Consider the following 25,590-nt stretch of genomic DNA (forward strand, 5'->3'; position numbering starts at 1 on the left):
GTGACGCACGAACTGGAATGGCTGCGCGGGACCCGGGTGCTCGTCGCGGGCGCCGGGATCTCCGGACGTGCCGTCGTCACCCCGCTCACCGACCTCGGGGCGCAGGTGACGGTCACCGACCGCAGCGCCGAGGCCCTCGAACGCTGCCGTGAACTCGGCGCCGACACCGTCGGTCTCGACGAGCTCGTCGCCGAGGCCGAGGCGCATCCGGAGGCGCTGCGCCGGTTCGCGCTCGTGGTCACGAGCCCCGGGTTCGCGCCCGACGCACCGCTGCTCTCGCACGCCGCCGGTGCCGCGGTCCCGATCTGGGGCGACGTCGAACTGTCCTGGCGGATCGACCGCGCCGAGATCTACGGTCCGCCCCGCCGCTGGCTCGTGGTGACCGGAACCAACGGCAAGACCACCACCACGATGATGCTGCACGCGATCCTCGAGGCCGCCGGTCTGGCGTCGGTGGCCTGCGGCAACATCGGCCTGCCGATCCTCGACGCGCTGCGGCGCACCGAGCCGCGCGCCGAGGTCCTCGCCGTCGAACTGTCGTCGTTCCAGTTGCACTGGGCGCCGTCGGTGCAGCCCGAGGCAGGGGTCGTTCTCAACATCGCGGAGGACCATCTCGACTGGCACGGCGGCATCGAGGGATACATCGACGCGAAGGCCCGTGTGCTCACCGGCACCGTCGGGGTGCTCGGCCTCGACGATCCGATCGCCGGGGGACTGCGTGACCGGTCCCAGGCCGTCGTCACCGTCGGATTCACCCTCGGCTACCCGCAGCGCGGGGAACTCGGCATCAGCGGCGACGTCCTGGTGGATCGCGCCTTCGCGGATTCGGCCGTGTTGGCGGCCGTCGCCGACGTCTCGCCCGCCGGGCCCGCCGGGCTGTCCGACGCGCTGGCCGCCGCGGCGCTCGCCCGGTCGATCGACGTACCGGAATCCGCGGTCCACGACGGCCTGCGCCGCCACCGGGTCGGGCCGCACCGCGCCGCGCCCGTCGGTACCGTCGACGGCGTCGAGTACGTCGACGATTCCAAGGCCACCAACCCGCACGCGGCGCGCACGTCGCTGCTGGCGCGCGAGAGTGTGGTCTGGGTGGCCGGTGGGCTGCTCAAGGGTGCCCAGGTCGACGACCTCGTCGCGGAGGTTGCGCCGAGGCTGCGCGCGGCGGTGTTGATCGGCCGTGACGCCGACCGGATCGCCGAAGCGCTGGCGCGACACGCCCCGCAGGTCCCCGTCGTCCACGTCGACACGCGCGACGATGGATCGGTGACCAGCCCCGAGTCTTCCGGCGCCGTGCGCCGGGTCCCGTTGCCGGGTGCCGACGGCCCCGCCGCGATGCAGGTCGTGGTGCGCGAGGCCGCGGCGCTGGCGTCGCCGGGTGACGCGGTGCTGCTGGCCCCGGCCGCGGCGTCGCTGGACATGTTCGCGGACTATGCCGAGCGCGGCCGCAGCTTCGCGGCGGCCGTCGAGTCGCTGCAGGGCGTCGAACAGCAGGGTTCCGAACAGCACGGGGGCGGGTCGGAGGGGTGACCACCACCGCGCCCGGCGGTTCGCCGGCATCCACCCAGACCGCCGCGACCGCGCGAGGCCGCGTCGGGCAGTGGATGGCCCGGCCGCTCGCGTCCTTCCACCTGGTCGTCACGATCGCGGTGCTGCTCACCGTGCTCGGCCTGGTGATGGTGCTGTCCTCGTCGAGTGTCGAGGCGGTCGCCAGCGACGGATCCGCCTACGGTCTGTTCACCTCCCAGGTGATCTTCGCGATCCTCGGTTTCGTGGTGTTCTACATCGCGCTGCAGGTGCCGGTGCGGATGCTGCGCAGGTTGTCGTTCCCGGCGCTGGCTGCGACCGTCGTGATGCTCGCGCTCGTGCTCATCCCCGGCATCGGCACCGAATCGCAGGGCACGCGAGGCTGGTTCGTCATCGCCGGCATCTCCATCCAGCCGTCCGAGCTGGCGAAGATCGCGTTCGCGGTGTGGGGCGCGCACCTGCTCGCGACGCGCCGCGGCGAACACAGCACGCTCAAGGACATGCTGGTCCCGCTGATCCCCGCGGCGCTGCTCGTGACCATTCTGATCGTGCTACAGCCCGACCTCGGCACCACCGTCTCCCTCGCGATCATCGTGCTGGCCCTGCTGTGGTTCGCCGGCCTGCCGCTGCGCGTGTTCCTCGGGATCGTCGGCACCGCAACCGCACTGGCGGTCGTCCTCGCCCTCACCGCCGGATACCGCTCGGCGCGTGTGCGAGCGTTCCTCAACCCCGGCGAGGACCCGCAGGGCATCGGCTACCAGGCGCGGCAGGCGAAGTTCTCCCTCGCGGACGGCGGTATCTGGGGCCGCGGCCTGGGACAGAGCCGCGCCAAGTGGAGCTATCTGCCCAACGCGCACAACGACTTCATCTTCGCGATCATCGGCGAGGAACTCGGCTTCCTCGGCGGGGTCGCGGTCATCGGCCTGTTCGGTCTGTTCGCGTACGTGGGCCTGCGCATCGCGATGCGCTCGGTCGATCCGTTCCTGCGGCTGCTCACCGCGACCGCCACTACCTGGATCATCGGGCAGGCGTTCATCAACATCGGTTACGTCGTCGGACTGTTGCCGGTGACGGGCCTGCAGCTCCCGCTGGTGTCCGCCGGCGGTACGTCGACCGCGACGACCCTGCTCATGTTCGGGTTGATCGCGAACGCCGCGCGTCACGAACCGGAGGCGATCGCGGCGCTGCACGCCGGTCAGGACGGCCGTTTCGGCCGGTTGCTGCGCCTCCGCAAGCCGGAGGCGTACCTGCCGATCCGGGCGGCGGCGACGCGGACGCCCGGACCCCGGCGTGGATCCGCTCCGGCTCGGGGCCGGGCCGAGCGCGACACGAAAGCGCGCGCTGCCGACCAGCGCGCGGGCCGCACCCGCGCTGCGAACGACACCCGGCGGGGGACCGGCCGCACGGCCAAGGACCGGACGGCCAAGGGACGCACAGCGAACGACCGCACGGCGAACGGCGGTCGTCGATCGAACGCCGCTCGCAGGACGAACGGCGACGGCAGAGACCGAAGAACCGGAGAGCGAGGAAATCGTAGGTGAGTGGGGAGCAGTCCGCCCTGTCCGTGGTGGTGGCCGGCGGGGGCACAGCCGGGCACATCGAACCCGCCCTGGCGGTGGCCGACGCGATCCGGGCGCTGGTACCCGATGCGACCGTGACGGCGTTGGGCACCGAACGCGGCCTCGAGACGAAACTGGTCCCGCAGCGCGGCTACCCCCTCGAACTGATCCCGCCGGTCCCGTTGCCCCGCAAGCCCACGATGGACCTGCTGAAACTGCCCGCCCGGGTGATCGCGTCGGTACGGCGCACCCGCGAGGTCCTCGACCGGGTCGACGCCGATGTCATCGTCGGCTTCGGCGGGTACGTGGCCCTGCCGGCCTATCTCGCTGCCGGTCGCGGCCGTCGCCGCATCCCGGTCGTCGTGCACGAGGCGAATGCCCGCGCCGGCATCGCCAACAAGATCGGTGCGCTGCGGGCGTCCCGGGTGCTCGCGGCCGTCCCGGGCTCGGGCATCGTCCGCCGCGGTGACGCCGAGATCGTCGGGATCCCGGTCCGCGCGTCGATCACCGGCCTGGACCGGGCGGCGTTGCGCGCCGAGGCCCGCCGGCACTTCGGGCTCCCCGCCGAGGGACCGGTGCTGCTGGTGTTCGGCGGTTCGCAGGGCGCACAGTCGCTCAACGCCGCGGTCTCCGGGGCCGCCGCCGAGCTCGCCGCAGCCGGGATCTCGGTGCTGCACGCGCACGGTCCCAAGAACACCCTCGACGTGCCCGAACACCCCGATCACGGCCGATTCCCCTACGTGGCGGTGCCGTACCTCGAACGCATGGATCTGGCGTACTCCGCGGCGGAGGCGGTGATCTGCCGATCCGGTGCCATGACCGTCGCCGAGGTGTCGGCGGTGGGGCTGCCTGCGGTGTACGTGCCGCTTCCGCACGGCAACGGCGAGCAGGAACTGAACGCCCGTCCGGTCGCCGCGGCCGGGGGTGGGATGATCGTCTCGGACGCCGACCTGACGCCGGCGTTCGTGGTGGACTCGGTGATCCCGCTTCTCGCCGACGTGCAGCGGCTCACCGAGATGGGGCGCCGCGCCGCCGGAGCGGGACACCGCAGCGCGGCAGACGAAGTCGCCCGGATCGTGCTCGACGTGGCCGGTGCGGGCACGAACAGGAGTGATCGATGAGCGAGCAGCTACCCGCCGAACTGGAGCGGGTGCACATGGTGGGGATCGGCGGAGCCGGAATGTCCGGCATCGCGCGGATCCTGCTGGCTCGCGGCGGCCAGGTGTCGGGATCGGACGCGAAGGAGAGCCGCGGAGTGCTGGCCCTCCGCGCGCGAGGGGCTACCGTCCGCATCGGGCACGACGCGAGCGCCCTGGACCTGCTCGAGGGTGGACCGACCGCGGTGGTGACCACGCACGCCGCGATCCCGAAGGACAATCCGGAACTGGTCGCGGCGCACGAGCGGGGCATCCCCGTGCTGCTGCGCCCGGCGGTGCTCGCCTCGCTGATGCGCGGACACCACACGTTCCTGGTCTCCGGCACCCACGGCAAGACGTCGACGACGTCGATGCTGGTGGTCACGTTGCAGCACTGCGGGTTCGATCCGTCGTTCGCGGTCGGCGGCGAGTTGAACGAGTCCGGCACCAACGCCCATCAGGGCAGCGGCGACGTGTTCGTCGCCGAGGCCGACGAGAGCGACGGATCGCTGCTGCAGTACGAGCCGAACGTGGTGATCGTGACGAACGTCGAGGCGGATCACCTCGACTTCTTCGGCACCCCCGAGGCGTACACGCAGGTGTTCGACGACTTCGTCGGCCGGATCGCGCCCGGTGGACTGCTCGTGGTGTGCCTGGACGATCCGGGTTCGGCGGCCCTGGCCCGCCGCGTCGCCGAGCGTGACATCCCGGGACTGCGCGTCGCCGGGTACGGCTCGGCCGACACGATCGGCACCGGCGACCACGCCGACGGTGTCCCGGTCGCGGTCCGGCTGGTCGCATGGGAGGCCAAGGACGTCGGCGGTGTCGCCGAATTCCACCTCGCCGGCGAGGACGCCCCGCGCACGGTTCGGCTGTCGGTACCCGGCCGCCACATGGCCCTCAACGCGCTCGCGGCCCTGGTCGCGGCGCTCGAGGCCGGCGCCCCGGTCGACGAGGCCATCGAGGGACTGGCCGGATTCGGTGGTGTGCACCGGCGTTTCCAGTACAGCGGCCGTGAGCACGGTGTGCGGGTGTTCGACGACTACGCCCACCATCCGACGGAGGTGCGGGCCGTGCTCGCCGCCGCTGCGGAACTCGTGGCAGGCGAACCGCTGCGGTACGCCGAATCCGGCACCGAACGCCCCCGCGTGATCGTCGTGTTCCAGCCGCACCTGTACTCGCGGACCGAGACGTTCGCCGAGCAGTTCGGTTCGGCGCTCGATCTCGCGGACGAGGTGGTCGTCCTCGACGTCTACGGTGCGCGCGAAGAACCGATCCCCGGCGTGAGCGGCGCCCTGGTCGCGCAGGCGGTGTCCAAGCCGGTGCACTACCAGCCGGATCTGTCCCTGGTGCCGCGTCAGGTCGCACAGCTGAGCCGCCCCGGCGACATCGTCATCACGATGGGTGCCGGTGACGTGACGATGCTCGGACGGCAGATCCTCGACGCGCTGCGCAGCAAGCCCGGCCGGTTCCGGTCGGGTCCCGTCGACGGATCGGGGTCGGGCCGCCCGTGACCGAGACACCGACCCGGTCCGCCCGGCGACGCACGACACGCGCGGCTGCGCGGCGGCCTTCCGGCCGGTCGGTCCGGCTGCGCACGGTGCTCATCGGTGTCGGCGTGGTGATCGGCGTGCTGGCGATCATCGCGGTCGCGTGGCTGTCGCCCCTGCTGTCCGTGCGCACGGTCGAGGTCGTCGGTGCCGAGACGATTCCGCAGGAGGACGTCCTCGCGCAGCTCGCCGTCGCGGAGGGAACCCCGCTGCTGCGGGTCGACACCGCCGCCGCGGCGCAACGCGTGGCGGAGTTGCCGCGTGCCGCGGAGGTGCGGGTCCAGCGGGTCTATCCGTCGACCGTGCGGGTCACCGTGACCGAACGGGTCGCCGAGGTGTACTTCGAGGCGCCCGACGGGACGCATTCGGTCGACGCCGAGGGTGTCGACTTCGCGGTGGAGCCGCCGCCGATGCAGACACCGCGACTGGTCACCGCGACCCCCGGTACTGGCGATCCGGCGACGGTGGCGGCGCTCGAGGTCCTCGGCGTGTTGCCTCCCGAACTGCGGTTCCAGGTGACGGAGGTGGCCGCGGCGTCCCCGACGGACATCTCGCTGACCCTGCTGGACGGCCGGGTCGTGGTGTGGGGTGGAACGGACCGGTCGGACCGGAAGGCGGCGGTCGTGACCCACCTGCTCACCCAGCCGGGACAGACCTACGACGTCGCCGCTCCGGACCTGCCGACGGTGCGGTGACGTGATGCGCGGAAATTCGTGGCGAGTCGTCGGCGCGTCTGCTGGCATATGGCGGTCGCAGTGCCATAGCGTTTCGCCTCAGTCCGGTTACTTGACATAACCTTCAACCTGTGGTTGAGGGTTTGCCCGGTAGCCCAACATGTACGAGACATCGATCGATCGAAGCGTGACCCGAAACCAGGAAGGCGAGAGCCCATGACGCCCCCGCACAACTACCTCGCCGTAATCAAGGTCGTCGGTATCGGCGGTGGCGGCGTGAATGCGGTCAACCGCATGATCGAGCAGGGACTCAAGGGAGTCGAGTTCATCGCCGTCAATACCGACGCGCAGGCTCTCCTGATGTCCGATGCCGACGTCAAGCTCGACGTGGGACGCGAACTGACCCGCGGTCTCGGCGCCGGCGCCGATCCCGAGGTCGGCCGCAAGGCCGCCGAGGACCACAAGGACGAGATCGAGGAGGTGCTCAAGGGCGCCGACATGGTCTTCGTCACCGCCGGTGAGGGCGGCGGCACCGGTACCGGTGGTGCACCCGTCGTCGCCAGCATCGCGCGCAAGCTCGGTGCGCTGACCGTCGGTGTCGTGACCCGGCCGTTCTCGTTCGAGGGCAAGCGCCGCGGCAGCCAGGCCGACACCGGCATCCAGACGCTGCGCGAATCGTGCGACACGCTCATCGTGATCCCCAACGACCGGCTGCTCCAGCTCGGCGACGCCGCCGTCAGCCTCATGGATGCGTTCCGTTCCGCGGACGAGGTGCTGCTCAACGGTGTCCAGGGCATCACCGACCTCATCACCACCCCGGGTCTGATCAACGTCGACTTCGCGGACGTGAAGGGCGTCATGTCGGGCGCCGGCAGCGCCCTCATGGGCATCGGTTCGGCGCGAGGGGAGGGCCGGGCCATCAAGGCTGCCGAGGCCGCCATCAACTCGCCTCTGCTCGAAGCGTCCATGGAAGGCGCCCGCGGCGTCCTGCTGTCCATCGCCGGTGGCTCCGACCTCGGTCTGTTCGAGATCAACGAGGCGGCCTCGCTCGTGCAGGAAGCCGCGCACATCGACGCCAACATCATCTTCGGCACGGTGATCGACGACTCCCTCGGCGACGAGGTCCGGGTCACCGTCATCGCGGCCGGATTCGACGGTGGGACTCCCGCCCGACGTCCGGTCGAGGCACCCGCCCAGCCGGCCGCCCGTACCGGCACGATCAGCCCGGCTCGCGCGGGGGAACTCGGCCGCAGCGAGCGGGCCGAGGAAGCCGTCCGTGAGCCGGCGCCCACCGCCGGCGCCGGAGCCGTCGGCGCGCCCAGCAGCGTCCAGCCGCGTCCCGTGCCCGTCGACGACGAGGACGGCGACGACGACGTCGACGTGCCGATCTTCATGCGACGGTGACGGTGTCGCAGAGGACGCTCCGCGCACGCAGGGTCGTCACCACGCGTGCCGGCGGCGTGTCCGCACCCCCGTACGACTCGTTCAACCTGGGCGACCACGTCGGTGACGACCCGGCCGCCGTCGACGCGAACCGCCGCCGCCTCGCGTCGGTGATCGGGCTGCCGTTCGAGCGGTTCGTGTGGATGGAACAGATCCACAGCCGCAACGTCACCGTGGTGGACGGTCCGGTCGACGGCCCGGTGCCCGCCACCGACGCGCTGGTCACCCGCGAGGTCGGTCTCGCCCTCGTCACCCTCAGCGCCGACTGCGTGTCGGTGCTGCTGTCCGACGAGGAGGCCGGCGTCGTCGCCGCCGCCCACGCCGGCCGGATCGGGGCCCGCATCGGGATCGTGCCCAAGGTCGTCGAAGCGATGATCGATCTCGGGGCGCGCCCCGAGCGGATCGGCGCGTTCCTCGGACCGGCCGCGAGCGGCCGTCACTACGAGGTTCCCGCGGCGATGCGCGACGACGTCGAAGCGCACCTGCCCGGCAGTGCCACCCGCACCGTGAAGGGCACCCCCGGCCTGGACCTGCGCGCCGGCCTGCGCCGCCAGCTGCTGTCGCTCGGCGTCGCCGCGGTCGCCGAGGACCCGCGGTGCACCATCGAGGACACGATGCTGTTCAGTCACCGGCGCTCCGCCCCCACGGGCCGGCTCGCGTCGGTGATCTGGCTCGAGGAACAGCCGTCGGAGCACCCCGAATGAGCGAAGACGGAGCCACGGACGCTCGGCGCGCCGAGCTCGCCGAGGCCCTCGCCGCGGTGCGTGCCCGACTGGACGAGGCGGCCCGGGCCGCCGGCCGCGTGCCCGGCGACGTGGCCCTGCTGGTGGTGACCAAGTACTTCCCGGCCTCCGACGCGGTCCTGCTGCACGAACTCGGATGCCGATCCTTCGGCGAATCCCGCGAACAGGAGGCCACGCCGAAGATCGCCCGGTTCCGTGAATCGGTCACCGACCCCGGCGTCGCCTGGCACATGATCGGCCGCCTGCAACGCAACAAGGCGCGCGCGGTGGCCCGGTGGGCGCACACGATCCATTCGGTCGACAGCATCCGGCTCGCCGACGCCGTCGCGGCCGGAGCGCGCGCCGCGCAGGAGTCCGGTGATCGCACCACACCGATCCGGGTATTGCTGCAGGTCAGCCTGGATGGCGACCCGCAGCGCGGCGGGGTGGTCGCGGCCGATCTGGAAGCCTTGGCGGCCGCGGTGGCCGGCGCGGACGGGCTGGAACTGGCGGGGTTGATGGGGGTGCCGCCGCTCGGCTGGGACCCCGACGCGGCGTTCGAGCAACTCGCGCGCCTGCACGAGCAGGTCCTCCGGAACCACCCGGAGGCGACCGAACTGTCGGCCGGAATGTCCGGTGATCTCGAGCAAGCGGTTCGGTGGGGTTCGACATGCGTGCGTGTCGGAACCGCGGTGTTGGGCCGACGACCGTTAGCCTGATCTTCAACCGCCGCGCGAGGGAAGGGCGATCGATGAGCACACTCCACAAGTTCAAGGCCTACTTCGGGATGGTGCCGCTCGAGGACTACGAGGACGACTACCTCGATGATCCGGCGAGCGTCCGCCGTGAACGCGACCGCGAACGTGAGTACAACGATCCGTCGTATTCCGGTGGATACGGTCCCTCGCACCGGGACGAGTACCCACAGTCGCGTCGGGACGAGCCCGTCCACGACTTCCCTCAGGACGATTTCGATCGGTACGAGGCGCCGGCCCGCACGGCACGGGTCGAGCCGATCTCCGCGCGTGTACCGCGCGCTGCTGCTGCACCGAATCGCGCTCCCGGCCGATCCTCGCTGGCGGGGGAGTCGCGGCTCGAACGCACCGAGGCGCGCCGCGGTGCCCTGTTCGACGAGGGAGGCCCGTTGTCGAAGATCACCACTCTGCGCCCGCGCGACTACAGCGAGGCCCGCACCATCGGGGAGCGGTTCCGAGACGGCACCCCGGTCATCATGGACCTCGTCGAGATGAGCAACGCCGACGCGAAGCGACTCGTCGACTTCGCGGCCGGGTTGGCGTTCGCGCTGCGCGGCTCGTTCGACAAGGTCGCCACGAAGGTGTTCCTGCTGTCGCCGGCCGACATCGACGTCTCCGCCGAGGAGCGCCGGCGCATCGCCGAGACGGGCTTCTACAGCCAGCAGTGACCGTCGGCGAGGCGGACCCCGGTCTGCGAAACGCCCGGCGCACGGTGCAGATCACCGTGCCCCGGGCGTTTCGGTTTTGATGGATCCGTCTTCGTCGGGCAGAGTGGGCGGGTGGCCGTATTCGAGGTGCTCTGGTTCCTGCTCTTCATTTTCTGGCTCCTGTTGATCGGGCGAATCATCGTCGAGTTCATCCGAACCTTCGCCCGGGACTGGAAACCGACCGGTTTCGTCGTCGTCGTACTCGAAGCGATCTTCACGGTCACGGATCCGCCCGTGAAGCTGCTCCGGCGGCTGATTCCCCCGCTTTCCCTGGGTGGCGTGCGGCTCGATCTGTCGATCATGGTTCTGCTGTTCATCGTCTATTTCCTGATGGCGTTCATCCCGCGCGGAGGCATGGCCTGATGGCCGACACCCGCGTTGCACAGGCTGCGCCGACGCTGCTCTGTGCCAGAATGGAATGCCATATACAGTGGGGTCGATACGCGTGACGCATTGCAGATATCGACAACACTGTGCTTTCGGCAGGGTCGTCGAAACCGACGGAACTGCGGATATACACACGACTGCGCATATCGACCTGATTGTCGATTTCGACACGAATGTGGATATCGCTGAACGCTGATTGACCGCTTACACGACGCGTGAAGGGACCCTTCCATGCCGCTGACACCAGCTGATGTGCACAATGTCGCGTTCAGCAAGCCTCCGATCGGGAAGCGTGGCTACAACGAGGACGAGGTCGATGCTTTCCTCGACCTGGTCGAGCAGGAGCTGACGACCCTCATCGAGGAGAACGCCGACCTGCGCCAGCGGGTGGCTGAGCTCGACCAGGAACTTGCCGAGGCGAAGAAGAGCGCGCGCTCGGGTGGGCAGGTGCCGTCCGCAGCCGCGAAACCGGAACCCGCGCGAGTCGTGGAGACTCCGAAGCCGGAACCGGCCCCGGTTCCGGCGCCCGCTCCCGCACCGGCTCCCGTGGCTGCCGCCCCGGCCGGCGACTCCAGCATGCAGGCCGCCAAGGTGATCGGTCTCGCGCAGGAGATGGCGGACCGGCTCACCAGCGACGCCAAGGCCGAGGCCGAGGAACTCGTGCGCAACGCCCGAACCAACTCCGAGCAGCTGGTGTCGGATGCGCGGACCCGAAGCGAGGCGATGATCGCCGACGCGCGCCAGAAGTCCGAGGCGATGCTCGCCGACGCCCGCACCCGCTCCGAGACCCAGCTCCGTCAGGCCAAGGAGAAGGCCGACGCGTTGCAGGCGGACGCGGAGAAGAAGCACACCGAGATCATGGCGACCATCAACCAGCAGCGTTCGGTGCTCGAGGGTCGTATCGAGCGGCTCAAGACGTTCGAGCGCGAGTACCGCGTGCGCCTGAAGTCGTACCTGGAGTCGCAGCTCGAGGAGCTCGAGCAGCGTGGTTCGGCGGTGCCGGTCGACGGTGACGAGGACACGTTCAACGGGTCGAACTCGTCGTCGTTCGGTTCCACCTCGTTCGCCAAGGGCGGCAACTGATCGAGCACCGGGCCCGGTGCCGGACGTCGGATGAGGATTCGACGTGCTCGTGGTGACTCTCGTTCTCGCGGCCATCGGATTCGGCCTGCTGGTCATCGCGCTGATGACCGGGTCGGTCGCCTGGGCCTGGGCCTGCATCGTGGTGTGTGTGGTGGGAGCGGTCCTGCTCCTGGTCAGTCTGCTGACCAGTTCGCGTACCGCTCCCGCCACGCCCGCCGATCGACGGTCGCGGCGGCGCGACAGCGGCCGTGATCGAACCGACTGACGGCACGTCCTACAATGGATGAGTCCCGGCACGTCCGGGGCGGCGACGATCCGGCCATCACCGGGGAGCCTTCGGAAGAACGGTTTGCCCGCCACCGGCGGGCAACTCAGTAGAACCGAACGGGTGGGCCCGTCACAGCCTGCACGAGTGGCCCGTCCGGTCCCGACCGGGCGGTGCAAGCGGGGTGGTACCGCGGTCGCAGCGCACAGTGCGCGGTGATCGTCCCCGTGCCGAGCACGTCCAGGCACGGAGGAGCCCCCGCAGTGACCGAGAATCCCGCAGCGACCGGCAACGCTGCACCCAGCGCAGACGCACCGACCCCGGCAGGCGGATACCCGCGCGTCGACTACGGCGTCGCGAAGGATTCGGGCGTCGATTTCCCCGATCTCGAGCAGCGCGTTCTCGCCCGCTGGGCGGAGGACGACACGTTCCGGGCATCGCTCGTGCAGCGCGAGGGTGCCGAGGAGTTCGTCTTCTACGACGGCCCGCCGTTCGCGAACGGCCTGCCGCACTACGGACACCTGCTCACCGGCTACGTCAAGGATCTGGTGCCGCGCTTCCAGACGATGCGCGGCAAGAAGGTCGACCGCCGCTTCGGCTGGGACTGCCACGGCCTGCCCGCCGAGCTCGAGGCCGAGAAGCAGCTCGGAATCAAGGACAAGTCCGAGATCGACACGATGGGCCTGGCCGAGTTCAACGCGTACTGCAAGCAGTCGGTGCTGCGGTACACGGGGGAGTGGCGCGACTACGTCACCCGGCAGGCCCGCTGGGTCGACTTCGACAACGACTACAAGACCCTGGACCTGGACTTCATGGAGTCCGTCATGTGGGCCTTCAAGTCCCTGTACGACAAGGGCCTGATCTACCAGGGCTTCCGGGTGCTGCCGTACTCGTGGTACGAGCAGACGCCGCTGTCCAACCAGGAGACCCGGCTCGACGACGCCTACAAGATGCGTCAGGACCCGGCCGTCACCGTCGACATGGTGCTGCGAGCCCCCGGCACCGAACTCGACGGCGCCAACGCCCTGATCTGGACCACCACCCCGTGGACGCTGCCGTCGAACCTCGCGATCGCGGTGCACCCGGAGATCACCTACGTCGCGGTGCGGGTGGCCGGCGAGACCGAATCGAAGACCTACCTGCTGGCCAAGGACCGCGTGGGCCACTACGCCCGCGAACTGGGCGACGAACCGGAGGTGCTCGCCGAGTACACCGGCGCCGACCTCGTCGGCCTCGCCTACGAGCCGCCGTTCGACTTCTTCACCGGCCGTGACAACGCGCACCAGGTGATCGCCGCCGACTACGTCACCACCGAGTCCGGCACCGGCATCGTGCACATGGCTCCCGCCTTCGGTGAGGAGGACATGGAGTACTGCCAGCGCAACGGCATCGAGCTGGTGCAGCCGCTGGATCCGGGTGGAAAGTTCACCTCGATGGTGCCGCCGTACGAGGGCCTGCAGGTCTTCGACGCGAACCCGGTGATCATCAAGGACCTCAAGGCCGCCGGGAAGCTGCTGCGGCACGAGACCATCGAGCACTCCTACCCGCACTCGTGGCGTTCCGGCCAGCCGCTGATCTACATGGCGGTGCCGTCGTGGTTCGTCGCCGTCACCCGGTTCCGCGACCGCATGGTCGAGCTGAACCAGGAGATCACGTGGGTGCCCGAGCACATCCGTGACGGCCAGTTCGGCAAGTGGCTCGAAGGTGCCCGCGACTGGAACATCAGCCGCAACCGCTACTGGGGCAGCCCCATCCCGGTGTGGGTGTCGGACGATCCCGCCTACCCGCGCGTCGACGTGTACGGCTCGCTCGACGAGCTCGAGGCGGACTTCGGGGTGCGCCCGGACGATCTGCACCGGCCGATGATCGACCAGCTCACGCGACCCAACCCGGACGACCCGACGGGCCGTTCGACGATGCGCCGCGTGCCCGAGGTGCTCGACTGCTGGTTCGAATCCGGGTCCATGCCGTTCGCGCAGGTGCACTACCCGTTCGAGAACCAGGACTGGTTCGAGACGCACTACCCGGGCGATTTCATCGTCGAGTACAACGGGCAGACCCGCGGCTGGTTCTACACGCTGCACGTGCTCGCGACCGCGCTGTTCGACCGGCCCGCCTTCAAGTGCGTCGCCGCGCACGGCATCGTCCTCGGTGACGACGGCCTGAAGATGAGCAAGTCCAAGGGCAACTACCCGGACGTCAACGAGGTGTTCGCGCGCGACGGCTCCGACGCGATGCGCTGGTTCCTCATGTCCTCCCCGATCCTGCGCGGCGGCAATCTCGTCGTCACCGAGCAGGGCATCCGGGAGGGCGTGCGGCAGGCGCTGCTCCCGCTGTGGAACGCGTGGAGCTTCCTGCAGCTGTACGCGTCGAAGCCGGGCACGTGGCGCACCGATTCGCCGCACGTGCTCGACCGGTACATCCTCGCCAAGCTGGCCGAGACCCGCGACGTGATCACCGAGGCACTCGAGGTGGTCGACATCGCCGGTGCGTGCGACGAACTGCGCACGTTCTGCGACGCCCTGACCAACTGGTACGTGCGACGTTCCCGGAACCGGTTCTGGGACGAGGACACCGACGCGATCGACACCCTGCACACCGTCCTCGAGGTCGTCACCCGCCTCGCGGCGCCGCTGCTGCCGATGGCGTCGGAGGTGATCTGGCGTGGCCTGACCGGTGGCCGCTCGGTCCATCTCGCGGACTGGCCCGAGGCCGGCGACATCCCTGCCGACCCCGAACTCGTCGCCGCGATGGACGAGGTGCGGGCGGTGTGCTCGACCGTCCTGTCGCTGCGCAAGGCCCAGCACCTGCGGGTGCGGCTGCCGCTGCCGAAGGTCACCGTCGCCACCCCGGGCTCGGCGAGCCTCCAACCGTTCGTCGAGCTGATCGGCGACGAGGTCAACGTCAAGCACGTCGAGCTCACCGACGATGTCGAGGCACACGGCCGCTTCGAGGTCGTCGTCAACGCGCGGGCGGCCGGTCCGCGTCTCGGCAAGGACGTTCAGAAGGTCATCAAGGCCGTGAAGTCCGGCGACTGGACCGAGGCCGCCGACGGCACCGTGACCGCCGCCGGGATCGCGCTGCTCCCCGAGGAGTACACGAGCCGGCTCGTCGCCGCCGAACCCGAGTCGACCTCCGCGCTGCCCGGCGGCAGCGGTCTGGTCGTGCTCGATTCGACGGTCACCGAGGAACTCGAAGCCGAGGGCTGGGCGAAGGACCGCATCCGCGAACTGCAGGACGCGCGCCGCAACCTCGGACTCGAGGTGTCCGACCGCATCACGGTGACGTTCGAGGTGCCGGCCGACCGCGCCGAGTGGGCGGCCCGGCACAAGGACCTCATCGCAGGCGAGGTCCTCGCGACGACCTTCGAACTGGGGACCGCCGGCGACGCTGCCGTCGACCTCGGTGAGGGCGTGCGCGCGGCCATCTCCAAGGCATGACCGCCGCCTCGTGCGCGGTTTCGGTAGCACCAGCTACCGGAACCGCGCACGAGGACGGTCGGTGCCGCGAACTACCCTGAACCGGTGCCCGTCACCGTGAACCGGCGCTGGGTTCTCCACCTGGACCTCGACGCGTTCTTCGCGTCCGCCGAACAGCTGACCCGGCCGACCCTTCGTGGTCGGCCGGTACTCGTCGGTGGGCTCGGCGCGCGCGGCGTCGTCGCCGGCGCCAGCTACGAGGCCCGCGTGTTCGGGGCGCGGTCGGCGATGCCGATGAGCCGTGCCCGCCGGCTCGTCGGGCCGTCCGCGGTGGTCCTGCCCCCGCGCGGCATCGTGTACCGGAACCTCAGCGACGCGGTCTTCGAGACGCTGCGCTCCCACGTGCCGGTCCTCGAGACGCTGTCGATGGACGAGGCGTTCGCCGAGCCACCCGAACTCGCCGGCGCGAGCGTCGCCGAGGTCGAACGGTTCTGCGCGCACCTGCGCAGGACGGTGCTCGAGCGGACCGGTCTGGTGGCCTCCATCGGGGCCGGCTCGGGCAAACAGATCGCCAAGATCGGCTCCGGCCTCGCGAAACCCGACGGCATGCTCGTCGTGCGACCCGACGAGGAGCGTGCCCTCCTGCACGGCCTGCCGGTCCGCAAGCTGTGGGGGATCGGGCCGGTCGCCGAGGACAGGCTGCGGCGGCTCGGCATCGACACCATCGGCGACTTCGCGGCCCTGCCGGTAGCCGAGGCCGCGTCAATCCTCGGCACCACCGTCGGACCAGGTCTGCACCGGCTGGCCAACGGCATCGACGACCGCCCGGTCGCCGAACGCGCCGAAGCGAAACAGGTCAGTGCCGAAACAACTTTCGCGACCGACATCGTGACCATGAGCGACCTGCGACAGGCGGTCGCCGGGAGCGCGGCCGCCGCGCACAACCGGTTACGGAAGGACGGACGTGCCGCGCGCACGGTGGTGCTCAAACTGCGCAAGGCGGATATGAGTATTCTCACGCGATCCTCGACGTTGCCGTACGCCACCGAGGACCTGCCGACGCTGACCGGCGCGGCGCAACGCCTCGCCCTGGACCCCTTGGAGATCGGGCCCATCCGGCTGGTCGGCGTCGGTTTCGCGGGCCTGTCGACGATCCGGCAGGACTCGCTGTTCCCGGAACTGGACCGGTCGGTCGAGGACGACGAGGCCGACTCCGGGCCGCGACCGGTACTTCACCAGCGCGCCGAGGAACCGCGGTCACGGTGGCGTCCGGGCACAGATGTGAGCCACCCCGAGTTCGGGCACGGCTGGGTTCAGGGCGCCGGACACGGACGGGTGACGGTGCGATTCGAGACCCGCACCACGGGCCCCGGACCGGCCCGGACCCTCCCCGAGGACGATCCGGCGCTCGTCGTCGCCGACCCCCTCGCCAGCCTCGCCTGAAGAAGTCCCGGCTCTCATGGAGTTCTTATCGCCGCCGGGTACGCTGGCCCCCGATCCGCTGTCCCGGTGGAGCATCCGCTGCTGGATGACCCGAGCACGAACCCGTGCACGATCGAGAACGAGAAGGACGAGAAGTTGAAGCTTCGCAAGATCACCGTCGCCACGGTGGCACTGGCCGCCGCCCTCACGATGTCCGCCTGCAGCTCGGACGAAGGTGACAGCACGACCACGACCGCGAAGACCACCACGGCTGCGACCACCACCACGGCCGAGGCCGCCGCGTACCCGCCGGTTCCGACGGTGGAGGACCTCAACGCCATGCTCGCGCAGGCGTTCGACGAGACCGTCCCGGCCGACCAGAAGGTCGACCTGGTCGAGGGCGCCGCTGCCGACCCGACCCTGATCGATCAGGTCGCCGCCGCCGCCAAGCAGGCCGGTGCCCAGGTCACCGTCCTCGACGTCAACGACAACGAGAACGGCACCGCCACCGCCGGTATCGAGACCAAGATCGGCGACCAGGTCGCCACCGGCACCGTCGACTTCGTCGCCGAGGACGGCGTGTGGAAGCTGTCGAAGAACAGCGCGTGCGGCATCGTCGCCATGGCGTCGCTGCAGTCGCCTGCCTGCGCCTGATCTTCCGGGTACCTGCTCTTTTCGAACGCAGCGAGGGCCGGAGCGGACAACCGCTCCGGCCCTCGCCGTGTTCACACCGGGGCACCCGATCAGGGTCGACCTGCCTGCCAGTGCACCCGGTCCTGCAGGGACTGTGCGAGCTTGGTGGTGCCCTCGGGATCGCTGTAGGCCTGGTCGCCGGCCAGTGTCAGTTCGCCGTCCACCGGAAGCGGTTGTGCCGGGTCGATCGTGAGGATTCCGTCCCCGGCCATCGTGAACGAATCGATGTTCAGATGTCCGGCCTCGTTGGGCAGCTCCCACGCCGAGTCCTGGGGCGTCTGCGCGATGTTCACCCGCACGGTGAACCGATCGCCGTCCCGTGCCACCAGCGTCGCCGTGCTCACCTGGTCGAGCGTGATACCGCTCATCACCTGCTGGTGGATCTCCCACACCGCACCGACACCGATCGGGACGTCGGGGAACGAGACCATCCGGTACACGGCCTGATAGAACGCCTGCTCGATCGCGGCGCGCGCGGCGTCGGGCGCGTTCGGGGCCGGACGCAGCCGCAGCGCGCTGACGGCGCCGGTCGGCCCGAGCGTGAGACCCGCCCCGGACCCGGACGCCGCCGCGAACGCCGACATCAGGGCCCCGTCGGGGGAGGTCGCGTCGCCCAGCGTCAGATCCACGACGGTGCTGGGATCTCCGTTCGACACCGCCCGCGTGACTGTCGCCGTCAGCGGCAGTGTGATCTCCGGCGACGAGAAGTCCTGGCGGGGCTGATCACCGATCTGCTGGAAGACCTGCGAGCTGGTGGTCAGGTCGATGTGCTGGACCGTGTCCAGGGCCGGTGTCACCCGGATCACGTCGCGAGGTTCGGCACCCGGGTCGAGGACCGTCGTCGTCACCGCCGACACCGGCACGGTGACCTCGGTGGACGTGGGACCGATGTCGGTCGCGGCGTCCGGGGAACTGCTGCACCCGGCGACGACGGCGGTCAAGGAGAGGACAGCAGCGAGCGCGCGGGGCCTCGGCGGAGCGAATCTGGACAGCACTGGCACGTCCCCCAGGGTAGCCACGCAGGGTGGGGTGGCCGTCGTCTCGCCAGGGTGAGGGATGATGGCACGGTGACCGACGACGCCGCCCGCGAAGATCCCAGCCACGAAACACCGGGGCCGAACGCCGCCCCCGAGCCGGCCGGACGCCGGCTGATCGCGCTGCTGGGCGTGGCCGTCGTGGTCTTCGCGCTCGACCTGATCACCAAGGTCCTCGCCGTCGCCCACATCGATCCCCGCGATCCGATCTCGATCATCGGCGACACCGTGACCCTGACGCTGGTGCGCAACCCCGGCGCAGCGTTCTCCATGGCGACCGGCATGACGTGGGTGTTGACGATCGTCGCCATCGCCGTCGTGATCGGTGTCGTCAAGATCGGCCGCACCCTGCGGTCCGGATGGTGGGCCCTGGGTCTGGGCCTCGTGCTCGGTGGTGCACTGGGTAATCTTGTCGATCGGATCTTCCGTTCACCCGGCCCTCTGCAGGGACACGTCGTGGACTTCGTGTCGGTCGGATGGTGGCCGGTGTTCAACGTCGCCGACTCGGCGATCGTGTGCGGAGCGATCCTGCTCGTGGCGCTCACCGTGTTCGGGATCGATCCGGACGGGTCGCGCGCGGGCAAAGCGAACGACGCGGACGCAGCCGAGGAAACGGAAAAGGGAGCACGCTAGTGAGAGAAACCCGGGCGATGCCCGTACCGGACGGGCTCGACGGGATGAGGGTCGACGCGGGACTGGCCAGGCTGCTCGGGCTGTCACGGACCGTGGTCGCTGCGCTCACCGAGGAAGGCGCGGTACTCGTCGACGGTACGCCCGCCGGCAAGTCGGATCGTCTGTCCGCCGGATCGTGGCTCGAGGTACAACTGCCCGAGCCCCCGCGGCCGCTGACCATCGAGGCGCAGCCCGTGGAGGGCATGGAGATCCTGTACGCCGACGACGACATCGTCGCCGTCGACAAGCCTGTCGGTGTCGCCGCGCACGCCAGCGTCGGCTGGACCGGCCCGACCGTCATCGGCGGACTCGCCGCCGCCGGTTTCCGGATCTCCACGTCCGGTGCCCACGAGCGCCAGGGCATCGTCCACCGCCTCGACGTGGGCACCTCCGGTGTCATGGTGGTGGCCACCTCGGAACGCGCGTACACGGTGCTCAAGCGGGCTTTCAAGCAGCGCACCATCGACAAGCGGTACCACGCGCTCGTGCAGGGACACCCGGACCCGAGCAGCGGCACCATCGACGCTCCCATCGGCCGGCATCGCAGCAGTGACTGGAAGTTCGCGGTGACCGCGGACGGCAAGCCCAGCATCACGCACTACGACACCGTCGAAGCGTTCCAAGCCGCGAGCCTGCTCGACATCCACCTCGAAACCGGGCGCACCCACCAGATCCGGGTGCACTTCTCGGCGCTGCGGCACCCCTGCTGCGGCGATCTCACCTACGGCGCCGACCCGCGTCTCGCTGCCCGACTCGGACTCGAACGGCAGTGGCTCCACGCCCGGTCGCTCGGATTCGCGCACCCCACGCAGGGCCACTGGATGGAGATCACCAGCAAGTACCCCGCAGACCTCGAACATGCGCTGGCCGTGCTGCGCGATGCCTGAGTCGTCGTGATCCGTCGGGTACTTCCGTGGGTGTGCGTGGCACTGCTGGTGCTCGCCGTGCTGCTCGCGGGGGTCCTCAACCCGGTGCGGCCCGCCTCGGTGCGTTCGGACGCCCTCGGTCCGGATTCGGGTGAACTCGTCGCCGAGTATCTGAGCCGTGCCGCCGAGAGCCTCGACGACCCGACCGACGCGAGCGCCCCGCGCTGGGCGCTCGTGTCGTTCACCGAGCCGGTCGATGTCGCTGCCGTCGCGGAGTTCGGCGCCGGCATGCGGGTCGCGCAGGTGCTGTTCCGGGTCCCCATCGACCGGGTGCAGACCCCGTTGGTGACGGTCGCGGTGCCGCAGCATCCGGAAGCACTGCGCCGCGCACCGTCCGTCGCGGCTTCACGGTTGCAGATCCCGGCGAGCGGGAACGATCGTGCCGCCCGGGTCGCGGCGGTGTCGGCCGAGCGGCTCGCCGTCGGCTGCGCGTGCGTCGTCGGGATGGTCGTGTGGGCGGCCCCGGAGGACCTGCAGGCGCTCACCGACGACGCCCGCGTGCGGGCTGTGGAGGCGTTGCCGGGCGACGCGGTCGCGGGACGGTTCGCGGTGTCTCCGCTGCTGCCCGAGCAGGTGGAGGTCGTGGCACCGGGGCCCGACGACGGCGAACCCTGAGACACGGCACACTGGAGAGAGGTCCCGCCACGCCGGCGGGCTCGTCTCCGCCGAGGAGGTCCGTGATGGACAACGACCGGCCGTTCGGATTCGACCCCGACGACATCGACCGCGTGATGCGGGAAGCGGGTGAGCAGTTCCGGCAGTTGCAGGAGCAGTTCGTCAGGTTCCTCGGGCAATCGAGCGGCTCGGGGCCGCGTCGTGCCCCGGAACCCGAAACGACCGGCAGCGCGGGTGACGGCGTGTGGGCGGTCTACTCGGTCGACGCCGAGGGTTTCGCCCGGGTCGAGCAGGTGTATCGCACCGAACTCGACGCGCTGCGCGCCCACAAGAACAACACGGATCCGAGCCGGTGCGTTCGCTTCCTGCCCTACGGCGTGAGCGTCGGCGTGCTCGACGAGACCGACGACTGATTTTCTCGGTGTGCACTTGTGGCGGTTGGAGCCGCCAAATGTGCACACCAGGCGCGCAGCGCCCAGCCGCCGAGACAGAAGGCAGCCGCGCGCGAATGGCGCCGCGCGGCTGTCAGCCGCGACGGCGGGAACGCTGGCAGGTGGTCCAGGCTGCTCAGGGGCTCTACCCTCGGCCCCATGACAACAGACGACTTCGGGGCCTCGACATCGGATCTCGCAGAGAGCCTCGGTGTTCCCGAGGACGCGGTGCTCGCCGCGACCGGATTCGTGACACTCGTCGGTGGCTGCAGCGGCGACCCAGAAGCCGGCGACAGATTCGCCGAGACGTTCTCCCTGTACGGTCCGGACCTGTTCCTCGATCTCGCCGACCCTGCTGTCGTCACCGCCGTCTATGACCGCGTGCTCGAGTTCCAGGCCTTCGACACCGAGCCGATCGGCCGTGCAGCGGATTGGCTGATCGAGCACGGTCCGCGGCAGGTCGCTGCCGCTGCACACTGGATCGCCGGGGCCGCCGCAGGCTCCGGGCACATCGAGGACGCGGAGGGACACTACCTCCGTTCCCTCGCGGCCGACAGCGACTTCGGACCGGCGCTGCTGTACCTGGCACAATACGAATCCGACCGTGGCAACGCCGAACGGGCGTTGGCTCTGTACGGGCGGTTGGAGGATGGACGCGAACATCCGATGTATCAGCTGCTGTCCGGCTACCGCGCGAACAGGGACTACAGCCTGGCGGAGCGTGCCCGCTGGCTGTACGCGAAGATCGGCCAGTTCGTGGAGCTGTCGCACTGGCGTATCCGGGCCGTGGAGTTGGCGTTGGTGCGCGCGTCCTACCTGCCGGGCGGTCACGAGAACCCGTCACTCGGCCTCGACGACTTCGTCTGGGATGTCGCACTTTTCGAAACCGGAGCGTTCGCCGAATTTCTGAGGACCCGGGGGAGACTGCTGCCCGACGACGAACAGCTGCTCGCGCAGCAGTGGCTGCGCGTCGGCAGATCCCTGTTCGAGGTCGACGCTGTCCGGCCAGGATCGGGTATCACGATGCGGGATCTGCGCACCGGTGATCGCATCGACGTCACCGAGAGGACCGCCAGCCGGCAGGTGAAGCCAGGGGAGCTGTATTGCACGCGGATCGTGCCCGTCGGCGACGGCCTCTGGAACATCTTCGGAGGCGCTGAAGCGGTCACCCTGCCGCAGCGGGGACCGCTGATGGCGCTGCTCGATGACGCCGAGGCCGACCCGGAAGAACTCGTGTCGTTCCTCAGCGCCCGTTTCGCGCCGCCTCGACTCGTGACGGCCGGCGGAGAACCGATGGTCTTCTGCACCGCCGAGTTCACGGTGCCTTCCTCGACGACCCTTCGGCGCAAGCTCAGTCGTCGCTTCGGTGCCGCTAGCGGCGACGAGTGGGCGTGGATCGACGGCGAGCGCGTGCTCGGCGTGGTGCGCCTGGACCGCACGGGAGAGCCGTGGACGCTGACCGTCGAGGCGATGAGCGAATTCGACTTCGACGACATGATCGAACTGGTCGTCGCAGCGGCGCCGAACGCACGCGAGGTCACCGAGTCACGAACCCCGGCTGCGGAGATGTTTGCGCAGGCGCAGCAGTCCGCGTCGGAGGTTCCCGGCGACCTCGACGACGAGGAGCTCGCGGCCATTCTCAACGAGCGGATCCGCGAATACGAGCAGGCGTGGCTCGACGAACAGATTCCTGCGCTCGACGGGCTGACCCCGCGGCAGGCCGCCGCGGACCCGACGCGCCGCGACGACCTGATCCACCTGCTCGGCACGCTTCCCGCCGAGGAACGACCTGGTGCCATGAGCGCGCGGCGGCTTCGCGAAGCCCTCGGTCTCTGAGGCGGTACCTGTCGCGTAGTCGGCCGGTACCGTCGCGGAGGAATAGGGTTGGCGGGTGACCGCCGTCGACCGTAGTACCAACAACGTCGGAGTCCTGTGCGGGATCGGCGCCTACCTGGCCTGGGGTATGTTCCCTGCGTTCTTCGGGCTTCTGGCGCCGGCCGGCGCGGTCGAGATCCTCGCCCACCGGGTGTTGTGGACGCTGCTGCTCATGCTGTTGTTGCTCGCGGTACTGGGCAAGCTCGGCACCTTGCGCGGACTGGGTCTTCGAACGTGGGCGCTGGTCGCGGCCGCGTCGGCGGCGATCGCCGTGAACTGGGGAACCTACATCTACGGCGTGACGTCCGGCCGCGTCGTGGAAACCGCGCTCGGATACTTCATCAACCCACTCGTCAGTGTGCTGTTCGGTGTGCTGTTCTTCCGGGAACGGTTGTACCGAGCGCAGATCGCGGCGCTGCTGCTCGCCACGATCGCGGTCGTCGTCATCACCGTCGACTACGGACGCCCGCCGATCATCGCGCTTACGTTGGCGCTGTCGTTCGCGTTGTACGGCGTGATCAAGAAGATCGTGCCCCTCGACCCGCGCACGTCCCTCACCGGGGAGGGAGTGGTCGCGGTACCGTTCGCGCTCGGCTATCTGGTGTTCCTCACGGCGACAGGCACCGGCACATTTCTGACGGAGGGCCCTGGCCACGCGTTTCTGCTCGTCTCGGCCGGTCTCGTCACCGCAGTGCCGTTGCTGTTGTTCGGGGCGGCGGCGCAGCGGGTGCCGCTCGCAACGCTGGGAATGCTGCAGTACCTGACGCCGAGCCTGCAAATGGCTTGGGGTGTGCTGGTTCTGCACGAGGCCATGCCCCCGTCGCGATGGATCGGGTTCTCGCTGATCTGGGTGGCGCTCGTCATCTACAGCGCGGATGCGCTGAGGCGGGCTCGTCGCGCGCCGCGCCGCGTGATCGTCGACGACGTAGACGTCGAGCGTTGACCGTCGGGGTTGGGCGCGGTCAGTGCGTCGGATCCGGCCATCCCGGATAGGGCGGCAGGGTGGGGTACGGGGCTGTGAACATTTCGTTGTTCCGTTGAGGTCTGGTTTCGGGCGGGTCGGGAAACTTCGGCTCGCAGGCGAGGTTGTCGTCGAAGCTTCCTGTCGAGAAGGCATGTCGCGTGATAGTCCAATCGCCGAACATGTCCTCCTGGGGCGCACGTGCGGGACCTTCGGTAATGCGTACTTGTTCGGGGTCTTCTTCGGATGGGGAGGACAGGTCGATGACGAACGGGCTCGGGATTCTCCAGCCGTGATTGGAATACGTTCCGTCTGGAACTTCGGTCATGAGCGAATAGTTCCCCTGGCAGACAATTGCCCTTGCGCCCGTGTCGGTTTCCTCCATCGCCAGTAGGTGGGCGTAGAAGGTGCCGACCACAGGAAACGGGTTGAAGTTCGACCGGTCGTTGATGTCCCGCCTGGGAGGTGTCCATGGCCATGAGAAAGTGGATCTGTCGCACTTTCCGTGAAGGTCCTAACGGCCCCCTGATCAGGGATGATTCGGTATCAACCAAGATCATCATGGTGTGACCTCGCGCCCCTGACGGCCTTGCTGCCGCATCTGACCGACGTCGTCGTCGACGCGGTCCGCCTCGCCGGATCCACGATCCGGATCCACGCCCACCCTCACCGCAATGAGGCGCAGTGCCCGAAATGCGACACCTCGTCGAGCCGGGTGCATTCACGGTACCGACGCAGACCGGCCGACACAGCGATCGGTGCCCGCCCGGTCGTACTCGAACTGACCGTGCGCCGATTCTTCTGCGTCAACACGCACTGCACGACAATCACATTCGCCGAACAGGTACCCGGATTGACGAAACGGTGCGCCCGTCGGACTACCGCGCTCGACGCAGTGCTCGAAGCGATCGGGCTGGCGCTGGCCGGACGCGCCGGCGCCCGCCTGGCAGCCAGGCTCGGGATCACGGTCGGCCGCGACACCCTGCTGCGGACAGTGCGCGCGATCCCCGACCGGCCGATCGGCGCCACGCCCGTACTCGGCATCGATGACTTCGCCGTCCGCCGCGGACATGTCTATGGCACCGTGATCGTGGATCTGACTACGAGCCGGCCGATCGACCTGCTTCCGGACCGCACCAGCGGCACCGTCGCCGCATGGCTGCGGGAGCATCCCGGTGCCGAGGTGGTGTGTCGTGATCGGGCCGGTGCCTACGCCGAAGCTGTTCGTGTCGGCGCACCAGATGCGGTGCAGGTCGCCGACCGGTGGCACCTGTGGCACAACCTCGTCGGCGCGGTGGAGGACACGGTTGTTCGGCACCGCGCCGATCTTCGTCCACCGCCCGAACTCACAGACCCCGACGCGACGGACAAACATACCGAGAGCAATTGCGGTACAAGTCCTTCAGGCGCAGAGATGCCGGACGGCCGGTTGGTCTCCCGGACCAGGGAACGGCACACAACCGTGCATCAACTCGTCTCGAGCGGGATGACGATCTCGGCGATCAGCAGGAAACTGCGTCTCGACCGCAAGACCGTTCGCCGCTTCGCCCGCGCTCGTACCGTCGACGAGCTGTTGACCACCACTCGGACGGCAGGACCCACCCTGCTGGGTGAGCACGAACCCTACCTGCGAGAACGCTTCGCCGCGGGATGCACCGACGCCGCCCGCCTGACCGCGGAGATCACCGAACGCGGCTACCGAGGCAGCGCCAAGACCGTCCGCAGGTTTCTGCAGCCACT

General features: G+C 69.6%; 24 protein-coding genes. 22 read left to right on the plus strand and 2 right to left on the minus strand.

Features of this window, described 5'->3' with window-relative positions; all coding sequences use genetic code 11:
- From murD to ACWDUD_RS19270, 15 genes are all read left to right on the plus strand, one after another.
- A complete protein-coding gene (gene murD, locus ACWDUD_RS19200; protein WP_450110307.1) occupies positions 1–1,524 on the plus strand; it encodes a UDP-N-acetylmuramoyl-L-alanine--D-glutamate ligase in 1,524 nt (507 codons plus the stop codon).
- 74 nt (positions 1,525–1,598) lie between these two features.
- Complete coding sequence (ftsW, locus tag ACWDUD_RS19205) at positions 1,599–3,062, plus strand: putative lipid II flippase FtsW (protein WP_450110328.1); 1,464 nt, start codon at positions 1,599–1,601, stop codon at positions 3,060–3,062.
- On the plus strand, positions 3,059–4,201 hold the full coding sequence (gene murG, locus ACWDUD_RS19210) for an undecaprenyldiphospho-muramoylpentapeptide beta-N-acetylglucosaminyltransferase (protein WP_450110308.1): 1,143 nt from the start codon (positions 3,059–3,061) through the stop codon (positions 4,199–4,201). Before ftsW ends, murG begins: the two co-directional genes overlap by 4 nt.
- On the plus strand, positions 4,198–5,730 hold the full coding sequence (gene murC / locus ACWDUD_RS19215) for a UDP-N-acetylmuramate--L-alanine ligase (protein WP_450110309.1): 1,533 nt from the start codon (positions 4,198–4,200) through the stop codon (positions 5,728–5,730). Before murG ends, murC begins: the two co-directional genes overlap by 4 nt.
- A 77-nt stretch (positions 5,731–5,807) precedes the next feature.
- A complete protein-coding gene (locus tag ACWDUD_RS19220) occupies positions 5,808–6,461 on the plus strand; it encodes a cell division protein FtsQ/DivIB (protein ID WP_450110329.1) in 654 nt (217 codons plus the stop codon).
- Positions 6,462–6,656: 195 nt separating this feature from the next.
- Positions 6,657–7,844, plus strand: coding sequence for a cell division protein FtsZ (ftsZ, locus tag ACWDUD_RS19225; RefSeq protein WP_450110310.1), 1,188 nt, complete (start codon positions 6,657–6,659; stop codon positions 7,842–7,844).
- Positions 7,841–8,587 carry a peptidoglycan editing factor PgeF gene (gene pgeF / locus ACWDUD_RS19230; RefSeq protein WP_450110311.1) on the plus strand — a complete coding sequence of 249 codons (747 nt, stop codon included), beginning with the start codon at positions 7,841–7,843 and terminating at the stop codon, positions 8,585–8,587. Before ftsZ ends, pgeF begins: the two co-directional genes overlap by 4 nt.
- Positions 8,584–9,324, plus strand: a complete 741-nt coding sequence (locus tag ACWDUD_RS19235) for a YggS family pyridoxal phosphate-dependent enzyme (protein ID WP_450110312.1) — start codon at positions 8,584–8,586, stop codon at positions 9,322–9,324. The genes pgeF and ACWDUD_RS19235 overlap by 4 nt, the downstream gene beginning before the upstream one ends.
- A gap of 32 nt (positions 9,325–9,356) precedes the next feature.
- Complete coding sequence (locus ACWDUD_RS19240; RefSeq protein WP_450110313.1) at positions 9,357–10,028, plus strand: cell division protein SepF; 672 nt, start codon at positions 9,357–9,359, stop codon at positions 10,026–10,028.
- A 111-nt stretch (positions 10,029–10,139) separates the two neighbouring features.
- On the plus strand, positions 10,140–10,430 hold the full coding sequence (locus ACWDUD_RS19245; protein ID WP_072813817.1) for a YggT family protein: 291 nt from the start codon (positions 10,140–10,142) through the stop codon (positions 10,428–10,430).
- A 255-nt stretch (positions 10,431–10,685) separates the two neighbouring features.
- Positions 10,686–11,537, plus strand: a complete 852-nt coding sequence (wag31, locus tag ACWDUD_RS19250) for a DivIVA-like cell division protein Wag31 (protein WP_197254173.1) — start codon at positions 10,686–10,688, stop codon at positions 11,535–11,537.
- 43 nt (positions 11,538–11,580) lie between these two features.
- The gene (locus ACWDUD_RS19255; RefSeq protein WP_450110314.1) at positions 11,581–11,802 is read left to right on the plus strand and encodes a hypothetical protein; all 222 of its coding nucleotides are present in this window, start codon (positions 11,581–11,583) and stop codon (positions 11,800–11,802) included.
- A 263-nt stretch (positions 11,803–12,065) separates the two neighbouring features.
- Positions 12,066–15,242 (plus strand): isoleucine--tRNA ligase, encoded by a 3,177-nt coding sequence (ileS, locus tag ACWDUD_RS19260; protein ID WP_450110315.1) that lies wholly within the window; start codon positions 12,066–12,068, stop codon positions 15,240–15,242.
- 84 nt (positions 15,243–15,326) lie between these two features.
- On the plus strand, positions 15,327–16,664 hold the full coding sequence (locus ACWDUD_RS19265) for a DNA polymerase IV (protein WP_450110316.1): 1,338 nt from the start codon (positions 15,327–15,329) through the stop codon (positions 16,662–16,664).
- Between the two features lie 66 nt (positions 16,665–16,730).
- Complete coding sequence (locus ACWDUD_RS19270; RefSeq protein WP_450110317.1) at positions 16,731–17,297, plus strand: hypothetical protein; 567 nt, start codon at positions 16,731–16,733, stop codon at positions 17,295–17,297.
- An 89-nt stretch (positions 17,298–17,386) separates the two neighbouring features.
- On the opposite strand, the gene ACWDUD_RS19275 is transcribed toward ACWDUD_RS19270, so the two are convergent.
- Positions 17,387–18,337: a hypothetical protein gene (locus ACWDUD_RS19275; protein ID WP_450110318.1), complete on the minus strand. Its 951-nt coding sequence runs from the start codon at positions 18,335–18,337 to the stop codon at positions 17,387–17,389.
- Between the two features lie 66 nt (positions 18,338–18,403).
- On the opposite strand from ACWDUD_RS19275, the gene lspA reads away from it, so the two are divergent.
- The 6 genes from lspA (at position 18,404) to rarD (ending at position 23,832) form a co-directional block, all read left to right on the plus strand.
- Positions 18,404–19,003 (plus strand): signal peptidase II, encoded by a 600-nt coding sequence (gene lspA, locus ACWDUD_RS19280; protein ID WP_450110319.1) that lies wholly within the window; start codon positions 18,404–18,406, stop codon positions 19,001–19,003.
- A gap of 17 nt (positions 19,004–19,020) precedes the next feature.
- Positions 19,021–19,929 carry an RluA family pseudouridine synthase gene (locus tag ACWDUD_RS19285; protein ID WP_450110330.1) on the plus strand — a complete coding sequence of 303 codons (909 nt, stop codon included), beginning with the start codon at positions 19,021–19,023 and terminating at the stop codon, positions 19,927–19,929.
- Between the two features lie 36 nt (positions 19,930–19,965).
- Positions 19,966–20,583 (plus strand): hypothetical protein, encoded by a 618-nt coding sequence (locus ACWDUD_RS19290; RefSeq protein ID WP_450110320.1) that lies wholly within the window; start codon positions 19,966–19,968, stop codon positions 20,581–20,583.
- A 65-nt stretch (positions 20,584–20,648) separates the two neighbouring features.
- Positions 20,649–20,996 (plus strand): hypothetical protein, encoded by a 348-nt coding sequence (locus tag ACWDUD_RS19295; protein ID WP_197254180.1) that lies wholly within the window; start codon positions 20,649–20,651, stop codon positions 20,994–20,996.
- A 177-nt stretch (positions 20,997–21,173) separates the two neighbouring features.
- Entirely contained in the window at positions 21,174–22,850 is a 1,677-nt protein-coding gene (locus ACWDUD_RS19300) for a hypothetical protein (RefSeq protein ID WP_450110321.1), read from the plus strand.
- Between the two features lie 55 nt (positions 22,851–22,905).
- Complete coding sequence (gene rarD / locus ACWDUD_RS19305; protein WP_248673645.1) at positions 22,906–23,832, plus strand: EamA family transporter RarD; 927 nt, start codon at positions 22,906–22,908, stop codon at positions 23,830–23,832.
- 19 nt (positions 23,833–23,851) lie between these two features.
- Here the strand turns inward: rarD and ACWDUD_RS19310 are convergent, their stop codons facing one another.
- On the minus strand, positions 23,852–24,268 hold the full coding sequence (locus ACWDUD_RS19310; protein ID WP_450110322.1) for a hypothetical protein: 417 nt from the start codon (positions 24,266–24,268) through the stop codon (positions 23,852–23,854).
- A gap of 117 nt (positions 24,269–24,385) precedes the next feature.
- On the opposite strand from ACWDUD_RS19310, the gene ACWDUD_RS19315 reads away from it, so the two are divergent.
- On the plus strand, positions 24,386–25,590 hold a 1,205-nt coding region (locus ACWDUD_RS19315; protein WP_450110323.1), incomplete at its 3' end, for an ISL3 family transposase.

It is taken from the genome of Rhodococcus sp. NPDC003382 (assembly GCF_053589135.1).